Raw genomic sequence first — 13,655 nt, forward strand, 5'->3', positions numbered from 1 at the left:
ATGAAACAGGAATCTTCGAATATCCGGCTTTCGCCCGAACAGGCATTGAAGAAACTGCAGCACTATTGTGCATACAGCGAACGCTGTCACCAGGATGTGGTGAATAAATTATTTGAACTGGGCGTGTGGAAAAAAGAACATGATGCGATCATTGCCGCCCTCATTGAAGAAAGTTATTTAAACGAAGAGCGTTTTGCAAAAGCCTTTGCCGGAGGGCATTTCCGGCAGAAAAAATGGGGCCGCAATAAAATAAAAGCGACCTTACAGCAAAAACAGGTCAGCCCGTATTGTATTAAAGCCGCGATGAAGGAAATTGATGCAGCGGCTTACGAGCAAACCCTGAACGAATTACTGCAGCAAAAATGGAACAGTCTCAAAGGAGAACGTAACCGTTTTGTAAAAATGAAAAAAACGGCTGTTTTCCTGATCCAGCGGGGATATGAGCCGGAGCTGTTTCAGCCGCTGCTGCATACCATCCAATAACAATTGCCATGAACGGTTTCAGTTACCACGAACAAATACTGCTGTTATTTTCTACTCCTTTTTACATCATTATCATCGGAGCAGAGATCCTGCTGTCTAATTTTCATTTTCATAAAAAAACCTATACCTTAAAAGATACGCTTACCAATATCTACCTGACCCTTGCCAACGGGTCCATCGATATGGCATTCAAGCTTTCCTATTTATGGATACTGACGCTGGTGGCCAATCACAGTGCAACTCAACCGCTCAGTAACACGGTGGTTTATTGGCTCCTGCTGTTGATCCTGGAAGATTTTGTTTATTACTGGCTGCATCGTTTCGATCATACCACCCGGTTTTTGTGGGCGGTGCATGTTACCCACCACAGTTCTCAACAGTTCAATTTCAGCGTGGGATTCCGATCATCCGTTTTTGAGCCCCTGTACCGGTTTATTTTCTTTATTCCGCTGGCCTGGCTCGGTTTCCGCCCGCTGGATATCCTGTTTATGTACTCGGCCACACAAATATGGGGTACCCTGGTGCATACCGAGCTGGTGGGCAAACTGGGCTGGCTGGAAAAGATCCTGGTAACCCCCTCCCATCACCGCGTACATCATAGCTCCAACCCCAAGTACCTGGATAAAAACATGGGCATGTTCCTGATCATCTGGGATAAGCTCTTTGGTACCTTCCAGGAAGAGCTTTCTGAAAAAGAATACGCCCCCATCCAATACGGGCTTACCCACAACCTGGAAAACCCCAACGCGTTTACCATCATTTTTCATGAATGGATACAGGTTTTTAAAGACGTTACCCGGGGCGGACTTACCTGGAAACAACGGATGGGTTATCTGTTTGGCCCACCGGGTTACAGTCACGACGGCAGTCGTAAAACCAGCCGGCAGCTGGAAAAAGAAGAGGAAGAAGCACGGCTTTCTTCAAAATAACCGAACTTTAGACCTGGTATGTCTTTAACTATTACCCTGATACAAACCCAGCTTCACTGGGAAGATAAAGCGGCCAACCGGGCCATGCTGCAACAGAAAATCGAACGCATTAAGGAAAAAACACAGATCGTTGTACTTCCCGAAATGTTTTCCACCGGGTTTTCCATGCAGCCGGAACTGCTGGCGGAAACCATGGACGGCCCCACCGTACAATGGATGCGGGAAATGGCCGCGGCGCACCGGGTCATTTTAAGCGGCAGCCTCATCATCCGGGAGGGAGCGGATTATTTTAACCGGCTGATCTGGATGCTGCCCAATGGGCAGTACGGGCTGTATGACAAACGCCACCGCTTTGCTTTTGCCGGGGAAGACCAGCATTATACCGCGGGGAATAAACGGATGATCGCTTCCGTAAATGGCTGGAAGATCAACCTGCAGGTTTGCTATGATCTCCGGTTCCCGGTGTGGGCCCGGCAAAATACCGGCAGCGCTTCTCCTGAGCAGCCGGAATATGATCTGCTCATCAACGTGGCCAACTGGCCGCAGCGGCGGAGCCTGGCCTGGAAAACATTGCTGCAGGCCCGGGCCATCGAAAACCAATGCTACGTTGTAGGGGTAAACCGGGTAGGAGAAGATGGCAACGGTATTTATTACAGCGGAGACAGTATGGTGATTGATCCGCTGGGCGAGATCCTGTATCACAAGGCGGAGGATGAAGATATCTGTACGATCACGCTCCATAAAACCAAATTGGAAGAAGTGCGCAGTAAGTTTCCGTTCTGGAGGGATGCCGATGGGTTTATGATCTATTAATACCAGATAGCGGCCTGGAGTTGCCGCTACGCCTTCGAAGGCATCCGTTTTCCAGCACCAACATTTAACTCCGATGAGCCTTTATGCGCAGCCGCCTAAGCCAGGCTTTGCTGCATTGGACGACTGTTATCTGTCCGATATCCCCTCTGCTACTGCACTTACAGCCCTGTTTATTTTTAAATATTCACTCATTTGGGCAGTTGATTAATTAAAGTCGCCTGCCGGTTAACCGCACCTTTTGCCGGAGGTGAACGGCAGATATCTTGCACCCGGTTTCGTTGAAAGAAGCCATTATCATTCACTTTTAAAAAATCTTATCATGAAAAAAATGAAAGTTCCCGTCCTTGTATGTGCATCCGTTTTATCCGTTGCCCTTTTTGCCTCCTGTAAAAAAAGTAAAGAAAGCGTAGCGCCACCACCACCCACTGTTGAAGGCTACTGGATGGGAAACTACGGGCTGGGGAATAACAATCCCGATCTCTTTTACGCCTTCCTGTTCCGGGCAAACGGCACCGTGCGGATTTACTCCGGCAATACAGACACTTCAAAGGCCGTAAAGGCAGAAGGTAGCTACACACTCCAGAACAACACAGTGAAAACCACGTATAATACCGGTGCAGATATGAGCTACTCCACCACAGCTACCTTAAATGCCGCATTCAATGCCATGGAAGGCAGTTGGAAAGACAACCAGCTTGGTCTTAACAAAGGCGGGTTCAGCGTGGCGAAGAAATAAAGCACCATTCCCATTTGCAATACCTTCTCCGGCCCGGACGGGCTATTGGCCGGATCAACAATTCCTGCTCTATTCTCAATCATCAAACAATCAATTCATGCAAACAATAGGAATTATCGGCGCCGGTATCAGCGGCCTTACCACCGCAAAAACGTTCCGGGAACGCGGTTATAAGGTGGTGGTACTGGAAAAAGCCAGCGCCCTCGGAGGCGTTTGGGACCGGAACCGGTTTTATATCAACGTTTCCACCCAAACCACAAAAAACGAATACGCCTATACCGATTTCCCGATGCCGGATCATTATCATGAATGGCCCACCGGTGAACAAATGAATGAATACCTTCATAACTACGCGCAGCACTTTGGTATCAATGATTCGATTTTCTTCAACATGCAAGTGCAGGACATGACCTGTAACGAGGATGGCTGGCAGCTACAGGCGATGCATACAGGCACAGGAAGTTTACAAAATTATACATTCAGTTTTGTGGTGGTATGTACCGGCACCTTTCATGAAAAATACCTGCCGTCCTTTCCCGGTATGGAGGCCTTTACTGCGGCCGGGGGGCAGATCCTGCACAGCTCGGAGATCACCAGCAATGCTCTTTTGGAGGGCAGGGATGTTGCCGTTGTGGGCTTTGCAAAATCGGCCACGGATATTGCTACCCAGGCGGCCGATACCGCGGCCTCCTGTACCTTGTTATACCGGAAGGCGCAATGGAAAGTGCCCCGTTTTTTTGGAGGAAAGGTTAACCTCAAATACCTTTTGTTTTCGCGTTTTTCCGAGGCTTTTTTCCGTTCTTATCGCCAAACGGCCTTTCAAAAGCTGTTGCACAGCATTGGCAAACCCCTGGTGTGGATGCAATGGCGTGGTGTGGAGCTGCTGTTAAAAAAACAGTTCCGTCTCAAACAATGCGGCATGCTGCCCGGGCACCGGATCGAAGACCAGGTAAGTTGCAGTTTGGGAATTGCGCCTGAAGGTTTTTATGAAAAAGTAAGCGCCCAGAAAATAAAGGCCATCTGTACGGAGATCGATACCTTTTCGGAGGATGGGGTGCTGCTGAAAAACGGGGCAACCATCCGGCCCGACCTGGTAGTGATGGGCACCGGTTTCCGGCAACGCCTTCCCTTTCTCAATGGTGATTACCAGCGGCTGATCTGCAACGAAAACGGGCAGTTTATGCTCCATAGGAACATCATCAGTCCCAACCTGCCGCTGCTGGGGTTTGTAGGATTTAATTCCAGTCTCTTCTCCACGCTTACATCAGAAATTGCGGCCAATTGGCTCGTTGAGTATGTAAACGGCAACATCCAGCTGCCGGTACAAAGTGAAATCATAAAAGAACGGGCCATTATCGAACAATGGAAGAAAAACGTAAGGCCGGTAGCCACGGAATTCAGCGGCCTTTGCATAGCGCCGTTTAATTTCCAGCACCTGGATCAACTGATGAAGGATATGGGTTTAAAAACCGGGGGCCGCAACCGGTTGCTACAGTTTTTTAAACCGGTGAACCCCGCCGGTTATCAACAGCTTTTAGCTGGCCTCCGGAATGTTCGTCAGCAACACAGCGCTGACAATAGCCATACATCCCCTGTTGCCCGGTTCTCCAAAGAGCTTTCCTGAACCGATTTTTCCTTATCCACCAGGCCGGAACCCTTCGTTCCGGCTTTTTTATACCAGCCGGTGCGACATCTGCTGCAGGAACTCTTCCTTCTTTTTGGGCGAAATGGCAATCATGGAAGCATCACTCATAACGGCATAGCCACCGTCGGTCTTAATCATTTTCCGTACCTCCTTCAAATTGATCATATGCGAATTATGTACCCGCAAAAAGCCATGGTCTGTTAAGAGCAACTCGTATTCCTTCAGGTTCTTGCTCACCATAATTTTATCACGGCCTTTAATAAAGAAGGTGGTATAAGGACCGCTGGCTTCCAGGCGTATGATCGTTTCCAATTGTATATACTCCACACCATCGGATGTAGAAAGGCTGATGGAAAAATTATGCTCTTTCATCCGGTTAAGATTCTGCATCAGCAGGCCAATGCTGCTTTCCTCCCGCCTGCGGATAGCTTCAACAGCCTTCTGCGCAGCGGCCTGCAATTCTTCAATATCTACCGGTTTCAGAATATAATCGATTGCGCTGAACTTGATGGCCTTTATGGCATAATGATCGTAGGCGGTTATAAAAATAAGCTGGAAATGATGCTGCCGGAGCTCTTTTAACACATCAAACCCGGTTCCCGGCTGCAGTTCAATATCCATAAAAACGATGTCCGGCTGCTCCTGTTCTATTATCCGCACCGCATCTGTTACCGTTGCCGCCATGCCCCCGATAAAAATTTCAGGACAGAATTCTGTAACCAGGCTCTCCAGGAAATTGCGGTTTTTTATTTCATCTTCTACGATAATGGCTTTGTACTTCATGGCATTTAGGTTTTATGAAAAGGATGCGCATCCGTTACGGGCTCAAACAACGGCTGCGGCACTTTGATAGTGGTGGTACTAACGGAGCCCTGTTCCTCCGTGGTCACGGATATTTTGCGCTTGCTATGCTTGTTAAAAAGCCGGATCCGCTCTTCTAATAACGCGTTCTCTTTTTGTACGCCGGCATCATTCACATAGGCTTCCGGCAATGCCGTACCCGTTACGGCTACGGTTATCACTACGGTAAGCACATCCGCTCCGGGATGAAACTGCACATAAAGTTTGCCCGGTACGCCCTGGTTAAGGAGCCGTTTATACAGCTGTTTTTCCACAATGGCATGCGTAAGAAGCGGAAGTACCTGCTGACCGGTGGCGGTATCTGTTTCCGCCACTTCATATTCCAAGAGATCCGGGAAGCGGCTTTGTTCCAGCCATAGATATGCTTTCAGCAGGGCTATTTCATCAGCCACCGCAACAACCGTTTCATCGCCAAACTGGATCAGCTTTCTTAAAAAACCGGAAAAGCGCTTGATGTACTGAAGCGTCAGCCGTTTGTCTCCTTCAACAACAAAATACTGGATCGCATTCAGGGAGTTAAACAAAAAATGCGGATTCATACGGGTCTGCAATACTTTCAGCTGCAGCCTGCGGTTCATCTGGTCGATCTGTGCATTTTGTGTACTGATCAGCTGATTGCGTTGTTTCAACACGCTGTTGAGCCGCTGCTTTGTACGGAACCTTGTATACAACAGCAGTATAAATACCACCGAACAACCCAGTAACAATAACATCCTGTTCCGGTACGACTGCTGCCGTTCCAGCTCCACCGCGGCATCCATCAGCCGGTGGGTTACAATTTCACGTTCCTTGGTCAGTAAGCTGATATCATCCGAATTGCCGTTGTAGTTCCCGGCCTCCGAAACACCCAGGATGATGGCCGCCACTTCTTCCCCCAGGTATTTCCGGATCAGTGATGCAACCAGGGTTTTGCATTCCTGGGAGTTAAAATAAGCGGTAACCGGGGTTTCCCAATCGCTATGCTTGGAATATATGGCCGCAAATCCCTCACGATGTATGTCAAACAACCGCTGTCGCTTGATCTTATAGCCTCTTTGCAGTGCCACTACATAAATGGTTACAGGTACATACGCCATCGATTGCGGGGTTTGTGATACCTGCTTCAAAATAGCATAATCATCTGTATCATAGGCAACCGGCAGCGCGGGAAAATACTGCGCCTGTAGCTGCCGGAGGTCGGTTTCCATAGTAGTGCCCCGCTGCGTATACCCGCGCAATGACCGTACCTGCGCCCGAAAGTCTTCCCTGCTTTCGAATACAGGTACCTGGTTATTGGTTACAAGCACGTTCAGGTCCGGCATATAGGGCGGGGAAAAGCGCACATCCTTTTTACGGTCTTCTGTTATCGAATAATAGGAAACCGCAAAAACCCCCGGCTGGTCCGCATCTCTCACAAGCGGATAAATTTTTTCAAAATCGCTGATCTCTTTCCAATTGATCTCGAGCTGCACCTGGTAATGTTTCTTTAAAAAGGCTTTGAGCCCTTCCATCAGCTCGTATTCCACGCCGATCAGTTTTCCGTCTTTTGCCCGGTAAATAAACGGCTCTATCTCATCCCAAAGAACCGTAATCGATCCCTTGCCCTGCTCCGATACCCGCGTCCAGGAATCCGCCTTTGTTTGTGCACACAGAGCGCTTCCGGTGAAAAGGATGAGCCATAAACCCGCTGATAACCGTTTGATACAGGAAATGAACATTCCTTGTTTTTTGTAAAGATGCATCAAATATAACCAGGACGGCATTTGACTTAACAAAACAGGTATATGGGTTAACAAAACCGGCCCGCGTTTTTTGATCAACCGGAACTGATGAATTAACTTTACACCCTCTTTATAACAAAGTGCGCCTCATCATCTTTATACTGCTTTGTTGTACTTCTCAGATCCGCCTGACGGCACAAACACTTAGTTTCAGACACCTGAATAGTACAAACGGGTTGCTTAGCGACCAGGGAATCCAGTTTTGCGAAGATCGCCTCGGACGTTTGTGCGTGGCAACCGACGAGGGGGTGAATGTTTTTGACGGGGTACACGTTGACAGCTATACGTCTTACAATAAAAGCGGCATGGGTAACAGCCGCATCAAAGCCATTTATTGCGACAGCCGCGGCACTTTGTGGATTGCAACTCCGGCAGGCGTGCAATACAAAAGCGAAAATGCCCCTGTTTTTGCTACCCTCCCCAATCCGGATAAACTACCCCTTGAAAAAGTAACGATTATACGGGAAAGCACATCGGGACTGCTTTTGCTTACCTGGGACAGTGCTTTCCTTGTACAGAAAGACGGCCGGATACGTTCATTGAACAAATTGTCGGCGATCCTTAAACCCTATAAAGAGGTGCTTTCCGTCAGCAATGTGGAAAAAGATACCTGGCTGCTGGGCGTACGCGGAGAAACGCTGATGGTGGATGTTTCAAAAGAATTGGTCATCCGCACTTTTCCGTACCACAATGCATGGAGCTTGTGCCGGGTAAACAACGACGAATGGCTGGCCTGCAGCCTGGCAAGAGATACCGTGGTGTTGATGAATATCCGGTCCGGGAAAACAGCACTTGTCAACAACTGGCGTACACAGCAGGGAGAAAAGATCACGGGGTATGGCAGTGAAATAGCCAAGATCAACGCCGATGAATACGCCATGGGCACACGCTATCACGGATTGTACATTTTAAATGTCCGGAAAAAAACGGCGGTACATTATATCAATAACCCCGATGATCCAGCGTCTGTTCAGGGTAATTTTATCCGCCGGGTAATGATCACCCGCACAGGAATACTTGCCCTGCACAGCAACGGGGTTTCCTATAGCAGCCTTGATCCGCCGGCGATGGCATCCGTATTGTCTTTTTCTGACCGCCAGGGAAAAAAGTATAAAGATGTGGTGAACTGTTTTTACCAGGATCCCGGGGGACAAATGTGGATCGGCACGAACGGATACCTGATTAAATGGAACCGGGAAAACGCAACCAGCACCATTTATCCCTACTATGATAAGGGCGCCGGCCCCTTAATGACCCGCACGCTGCGGGCAGTAATTCCGGACGAGAAGAACCGGTTGTGGATCGGAGCCTTTGGCTCAGGACTCGGAAGAATGCTCCCCGGTGGAGCTATTGAAAAAACGAGGTTTTCCGACCTGCTCCGCAGCGAAGACCTCAGTACGGAGTTTCACAGGATCACATCCGATAAAAACGGTAATTTCCTGGTGGCAACCGGTGCCCAGTTTTATATGCTTAACCCGCTCACCGGCCGGCTCCAGACCTTTTCCACCCACCCAACACTCAAACAGATCGTGAACGGTTACACCACGCATTTCTTTGCAGACCGCTCAGACAACTGGTGGTTTGCGCAGGGCCGGGGATTGAGTTATTACGACCGGCAAAAAGACCGTTTATATACCATCCGGCCACCGGGTTCGCAAAAAGACAATAATATCTTCGCCGTGGAGCAGGACGCCAACGGGATGATTTATGCCTGCGGCTTTTATGGTGTTTATATCATTGATCCGCAAACACGGCAAATAAAAACAACGATCGATAAACGTTCGGGGCTCGAAACATCTTATGTGATCGGTCTTTTAAAGGATCTCGAAGGCAATATATGGATCATCGGCAACCGGGGGCTGGCCTGTTATACCCCCCAAACAGGAGCGCTCACCGTTTTTGATGAAAATGACGGGCTCATACAAAGCAATCACCGTGTATCATCCTATTACCTGGCACCAGACGGAGAAGTATTCATCGGTACCCAAACGGGATTCAATCATTTTTATCCGTCGGGCCTTAAAAGAAAATCCTATACGCCCCATGTATACATCACCCGTTTGCAGGCGGGCAACCAGGTATGGGGTACGCTCAACAGCAGCCGGCCCCTGGTTTTTAACCACCAGCAAAACAACCTGGTGTTTCATTACCTCACCGTAGATTACCGGAACGGCAACGCCGTCAGATACCGCTACCGGCTAAAAGGATTTGATACGGCATATATTAATGCGTTTAAAGAGCGGCAGGCAAGATATACCAACCTTCCGGCCGGCAACTACCAGTTCCTGGCAGAAGCATCAGTAAACGGTAAACATTGGTTTGCTGCAGCCAACCCGGTGCAGTTTTCCATAACTCCTGCCTTCTGGACAACCTGGCAATTTCGTTTGCTGGTTTTATCCGCTGCATTTTTAATCATCTTCGCATTGTATAAATGGCGTATTACACAAATAAAAAATGAAAGCCGCCTGCGGCGTGATTTTGAAATACGGTTAAACGAACTGGAGCATAAAGCCCTGCGTACGCAGATGAACCCGCATTTTATTTTCAATTCATTAAATACCATTAATTCGTTTATCAATACCAACGACCGGCTCCAGGCCAACCAGTACATCAGTAAATTTTCGCGCCTGGTGCGGTTAACGCTCGATCATTCCCGGGCAAAGAAAATAGCCCTGAAAGATGAACTGGAAGTTATAAAAATATATGTGGCACTGGAGCAACTGCGGTTTGACCAGCGTTTTTCCTATACCATTGACGTACGGAATGTAGATACCGACACCGTTGAAATACCCTCAATGATCATACAGCCCTTTGTAGAAAATGCCATTCTTCATGGATTGCTGCCTGCTCCGCACACAGGGCAGCTCAGGATCGAAATTTCTGAAATGCAGGGAATGCTGTTGGTGATGATTGAGGATAACGGGATCGGGAGGGCCGCCGCCCGGAAAAACAGGGAACAACTCAACTTTAACCGTAAATCGCACGGAATGGATATTACGCTTAAACGGATCGAATCCTTCAATAGCGAACACCAGGTATTTAAGCCGGTGCAGATAACGGACCTTAACGATGAGCAGGGCCTGGCAGCCGGCACCCGCGTGGAAATGCTGCTGGCCCTGTCAACCGCTTTTTAATACATCAAAAAAAGCAGCCGGAAGTCCAACACAGCCATCAGCCCTCATCTAAAAAAACAGATACATAAAATACTTATGTATCGATTTCTTATGTATCTTTATGCAAGAAATCCATTACTGTGAACAAATCCAATTTATATAAAGGCTGCCTCGAGCCCATCCTGCTAAAGCTGCTGAAAGAAAACGGACGGATGTACGGGTATGAGATCACCCAGAAAGTAAAAGAGCTTACTGCAGGTGAGTTAAAGATCACCGAAGGCGCCCTTTATCCCCTCCTGCACCGGCTGGAAGCGGAAGGCATCCTCGAAGTGGAAATGGAGAACCTTGGAAACCGGGTACGCAAATATTATTCGCTGACGGCATCGGGCAAAAAAGAACAGGCCAGGTCGATGATTGAACTGGAGTCCTTTAAAAATACCCTGCAGCTCATCTTTAACCCCAAACTGGCCTGAGATGCTGAACAAGGAGCAGATACAGAAAATAGATGCTTTTTTTAATGAAAACGGCGTACAATATTATGATGTACGACAGGAGCTGATAGATCATGTTTCCGAGATCATGGAACAAAAAATGAACAGCAACCCTTCATTACCGTTTGAAGTAGCTTTTGATGAAACGGTGGCCCGGTTTTCTAAAAAGGAACTCGTGCTGCTGAATGAGGCAGCAGGTTCCAATTATGATCCCAGAAAGGAATGGCAGTACTTTACCAAACAAAGGATCCTGAAATTCCTGCTTATTTACCTGGCAATGGCGTTACCCTTGTATTACCTGCCATCCCGGCCGGCCCTGCTCACAGGAGCACTGTATTTTGTACTATGGATGGTATTTAATGGCCGGATGCTGCTCGCCTTTCGGAAACGGCATCCCGCACCCTGCAAAAAGCTGAATACCTTTTCGCATCCATCATGGTTTATAACACTTTTGCCGGTATTGTACCAGACCTATATTATAGGCAAATACATGTTGAAAATAAATACGGAAACCCAGGTTCATCCTGTTACGCTTGCCCTATTGCCCTTCTTTATGCTCTTTGCCACATCCGCCCAGATGGCGCAACAGCATTTAAAAGAACAAGATTACCTGGCGGCCAAAAACAATTATCCTTTTTTGTTTTAATCGATAACCCCAGATGCTTACAAACGAACAAATAACATTCCTTGATCAGTTCTGCGAAAAAAAAGGCGTGCGGTACTACGACCTGCGGATGGAGATCGTGGATCACCTGGCCACGGAAATAGAGGCGGAAATGCAACAGCAGGCCGATACCGGTTTCCCGTTACTGGTGCAGCGTGTTTTTGAATCATTTGGAGAAAACGGTTTTCGTTCCATTGTAGCAGCGAAGACCGAAAGCACACAGGATGCCTATACCCGGAGCCACCGCAGCTATTTCTGGTCTTTTTTTACACCTCCTAAGATTATCCTGACGCTTTTAATAGCGGGCCTGCTTTTTCTTCCGTTTATTTATTCCAGTGAAAAAGCGGTGCTTTACTTATTCCGGGTATATGTTTCGTTCACTGCTTTTATCTGCTTATTGACCGTATCCGCGATACTGATCCAACCTGGCGGTTCGAAGATGCCCCTGCTTTTGCTATCGGGCGTCAAACAAAAATCGCTGCTCCGCAATATCGGGCTCCTGGCCGCATTATTAATAAACGGATATAACCTGCTGAGAAGAGATCATTTCATTTTTGTCAATCCCCGTTTCGCAGGTGGCGTCATCGTTTTCTCAACAATGCCCTATGTATTTATATTCATTGCCCGGTATCAGGCAGTACTAAAGATGTATGCGAAAGCAAGGCGCGAATATCCCCTTGCATTTATGAAAAATAATTCCTGAATATGCTTACACACGAACAAATACAATACCTCGATCAGTTCTGTGAACAAAAAGGCGTGCACTACTACGACCTGCGGATGGAATTGACGGATCATCTTGCAGCAAGCATTGAAAATAAGATATCCGAAAACCCTGCACTGTCTTTTGATACGGCGTTGATGGCCGTTCACCATTCCTTTGGAAAAAACGGCTTTTCCAACCTGGTGGAAGAGCGGCGCGCAGTACTTACCCAGGCCCGTAAAAAGGCTTACTGGGAAAACATTCGCCATTATTTTGAATGGCCCCGGATCCTTTTGAGCACGGCGCTCTTAGTGGCCGCTTTTATTCCCACACTTTTTATAACAGCGGCAGATACCCGGATGATTTATGCATTATGTATACTGCTGATGCCATCGCTGATCCCTTTACTGCAACCGAAGTTTATGCGGCGCCGGTTTAAACCGGTTCTCCCGCTCATCAGCTTATATGCACTCAGCTGGCGTCCTTTTTCGCTGCCATCCTTTTATTTTATATACCGGATCCTGCTGGCGGTCTTCCACAAAAAAATTGATGCGGTTCCGTTCAGCGTTCCGTTCTTTTTAACATTAGGCGTTGCGGGGCTGATCTTTGAGCTCAGTAATTTTAAAGCCGCCCACGATCTGTATACAAAAGCCACTAAGGAATACCCCCTTGCATTTATAAAAAAGACTTCCTGATTATGCTTACAATCGAACAGATACAATACCTCGATCGGTTCTGCCAGAAAAAAGGAGTGCATTATTATGACCTCCGGCAGGAAATGGTGGATCATCTTGCAGAAAGCATCGAAACCGATATGGCCGCCGATCCGAAAACAGATTTTGAAAAGGCCCTTCACCAGGTATATAGCGCCTTTGGTATTTCCGGCTTTTCAACTGTGATCCGTCAGCGGGAAGAAGCGGCACGGAAGGCCTGCCGCCAGAAAGAATCCCGGCTTTTCAAAGCATATTTTACGTTTCCGGAAATAGCGGTTTCACTGCTGGCCTTTTTACTGCTGATGACCCCGGTTTACCTTTTCAACATCAGGCAGGCGGAATTGGTATATGGCGCCTACTGTATCTTTCTATTCGTTTTCAGTATTGCTGCCATCGTTTTTGTACAGCTCCGTTTTAAACGCCCGGCCCAAAAACTATTGTCTTTAAAGCATACGGGCAGCTTTACCGTTTTTGTGGGGCTTTTCCAGGTGCCCAACCTCTATTTTAACCTGGCCGTGAAGGGTCTTGAAATCGATATCAATCATACACCCTGGTTTAACCTGGCAATGGCGGCATTTTGCACCCTGGCGATCACATTTACAATGGCCCGCTACCATGCCTATAAGGCTATTTACTTAGATGCCTGCCGGCGATATCCTTTAGCGTTTGAGAAATAGTTGTTTCCCGTTTAAGGTTCAAGTTACACGTTATTTTTCTGATACCTGGTGATCTATTGACCATTGA

General features: G+C 47.8%; 13 protein-coding genes. 11 read left to right on the forward strand and 2 right to left on the reverse strand.

From position 1 onward, the window contains the following. The 5 genes from LQ567_RS15585 to LQ567_RS15605 all read left to right on the forward strand — a co-directional run bounded on the left by LQ567_RS15585 (position 1) and on the right by LQ567_RS15605 (position 4,585). Positions 1-483 (forward strand): regulatory protein RecX, encoded by a 483-nt coding sequence (locus tag LQ567_RS15585; RefSeq protein WP_231005548.1) that lies wholly within the window; start codon positions 1-3, stop codon positions 481-483. 8 nt (positions 484-491) lie between these two features. Beyond that, positions 492-1,412, forward strand: coding sequence for a sterol desaturase family protein (locus tag LQ567_RS15590; RefSeq protein WP_231005550.1), 921 nt, complete (start codon positions 492-494; stop codon positions 1,410-1,412). A gap of 18 nt (positions 1,413-1,430) precedes the next feature. After that, complete coding sequence (locus LQ567_RS15595; RefSeq protein WP_231005552.1) at positions 1,431-2,225, forward strand: amidohydrolase; 795 nt, start codon at positions 1,431-1,433, stop codon at positions 2,223-2,225. A 319-nt stretch (positions 2,226-2,544) separates the two neighbouring features. Further along, positions 2,545-2,961 carry a hypothetical protein gene (locus tag LQ567_RS15600; RefSeq protein WP_231005554.1) on the forward strand — a complete coding sequence of 139 codons (417 nt, stop codon included), beginning with the start codon at positions 2,545-2,547 and terminating at the stop codon, positions 2,959-2,961. Positions 2,962-3,058: 97 nt separating this feature from the next. After that, on the forward strand, positions 3,059-4,585 hold the full coding sequence (locus LQ567_RS15605) for a flavin-containing monooxygenase (RefSeq protein ID WP_231005563.1): 1,527 nt from the start codon (positions 3,059-3,061) through the stop codon (positions 4,583-4,585). A 48-nt stretch (positions 4,586-4,633) separates the two neighbouring features. Here the strand turns inward: LQ567_RS15605 and LQ567_RS15610 are convergent, their stop codons facing one another. After that, complete coding sequence (locus LQ567_RS15610; protein WP_231005566.1) at positions 4,634-5,389, reverse strand: LytR/AlgR family response regulator transcription factor; 756 nt, start codon at positions 5,387-5,389, stop codon at positions 4,634-4,636. A 5-nt stretch (positions 5,390-5,394) separates the two neighbouring features. After that, on the reverse strand, positions 5,395-7,164 hold the full coding sequence (locus LQ567_RS15615) for a histidine kinase (RefSeq protein WP_231005568.1): 1,770 nt from the start codon (positions 7,162-7,164) through the stop codon (positions 5,395-5,397). Positions 7,165-7,307: 143 nt separating this feature from the next. On the opposite strand from LQ567_RS15615, the gene LQ567_RS15620 reads away from it, so the two are divergent. The 6 genes from LQ567_RS15620 to LQ567_RS15645 all read left to right on the forward strand — a co-directional run bounded on the left by LQ567_RS15620 (position 7,308) and on the right by LQ567_RS15645 (position 13,588). Beyond that, positions 7,308-10,361, forward strand: coding sequence for a sensor histidine kinase (locus LQ567_RS15620; protein WP_231005570.1), 3,054 nt, complete (start codon positions 7,308-7,310; stop codon positions 10,359-10,361). A gap of 119 nt (positions 10,362-10,480) precedes the next feature. After that, positions 10,481-10,813, forward strand: a complete 333-nt coding sequence (locus tag LQ567_RS15625; RefSeq protein WP_231005579.1) for a PadR family transcriptional regulator — start codon at positions 10,481-10,483, stop codon at positions 10,811-10,813. 1 nt (position 10,814) lies between these two features. Further along, complete coding sequence (locus tag LQ567_RS15630; RefSeq protein WP_231005581.1) at positions 10,815-11,477, forward strand: hypothetical protein; 663 nt, start codon at positions 10,815-10,817, stop codon at positions 11,475-11,477. 13 nt (positions 11,478-11,490) lie between these two features. After that, positions 11,491-12,198 (forward strand): hypothetical protein, encoded by a 708-nt coding sequence (locus LQ567_RS15635; protein WP_231005583.1) that lies wholly within the window; start codon positions 11,491-11,493, stop codon positions 12,196-12,198. 2 nt (positions 12,199-12,200) lie between these two features. Then, positions 12,201-12,893, forward strand: coding sequence for a hypothetical protein (locus LQ567_RS15640; protein ID WP_231005585.1), 693 nt, complete (start codon positions 12,201-12,203; stop codon positions 12,891-12,893). A gap of 2 nt (positions 12,894-12,895) precedes the next feature. After that, the gene (locus tag LQ567_RS15645) at positions 12,896-13,588 is read left to right on the forward strand and encodes a hypothetical protein (protein ID WP_231005587.1); all 693 of its coding nucleotides are present in this window, start codon (positions 12,896-12,898) and stop codon (positions 13,586-13,588) included. Positions 13,589-13,655 lie beyond the last annotated feature (67 nt).

It is taken from the genome of Niabella pedocola, from assembly GCF_021044425.1.
GTDB classification, from domain to species: domain Bacteria; phylum Bacteroidota; class Bacteroidia; order Chitinophagales; family Chitinophagaceae; genus Niabella; species Niabella pedocola.

Coding starts and splice junctions, on each gene's coding strand:
- LQ567_RS15635 (WP_231005583.1), top strand. CDS start 11,491: ATGCTTACAAACGAACAAATAACATTCCTTGATCAGTTCTGCGAAAAA.
- LQ567_RS15640 (WP_231005585.1), top strand. CDS start 12,201: ATGCTTACACACGAACAAATACAATACCTCGATCAGTTCTGTGAACAA.
- LQ567_RS15595 (WP_231005552.1), top strand. CDS start 1,431: ATGTCTTTAACTATTACCCTGATACAAACCCAGCTTCACTGGGAAGAT.
- LQ567_RS15585 (WP_231005548.1), top strand. CDS start 1: ATGAAACAGGAATCTTCGAATATCCGGCTTTCGCCCGAACAGGCATTG.
- LQ567_RS15645 (WP_231005587.1), top strand. CDS start 12,896: ATGCTTACAATCGAACAGATACAATACCTCGATCGGTTCTGCCAGAAA.
- LQ567_RS15610 (WP_231005566.1), bottom strand. CDS start 5,389: ATGAAGTACAAAGCCATTATCGTAGAAGATGAAATAAAAAACCGCAAT.
- LQ567_RS15605 (WP_231005563.1), top strand. CDS start 3,059: ATGCAAACAATAGGAATTATCGGCGCCGGTATCAGCGGCCTTACCACC.
- LQ567_RS15600 (WP_231005554.1), top strand. CDS start 2,545: ATGAAAAAAATGAAAGTTCCCGTCCTTGTATGTGCATCCGTTTTATCC.
- LQ567_RS15590 (WP_231005550.1), top strand. CDS start 492: ATGAACGGTTTCAGTTACCACGAACAAATACTGCTGTTATTTTCTACT.
- LQ567_RS15615 (WP_231005568.1), bottom strand. CDS start 7,164: ATGTTCATTTCCTGTATCAAACGGTTATCAGCGGGTTTATGGCTCATC.
- LQ567_RS15630 (WP_231005581.1), top strand. CDS start 10,815: ATGCTGAACAAGGAGCAGATACAGAAAATAGATGCTTTTTTTAATGAA.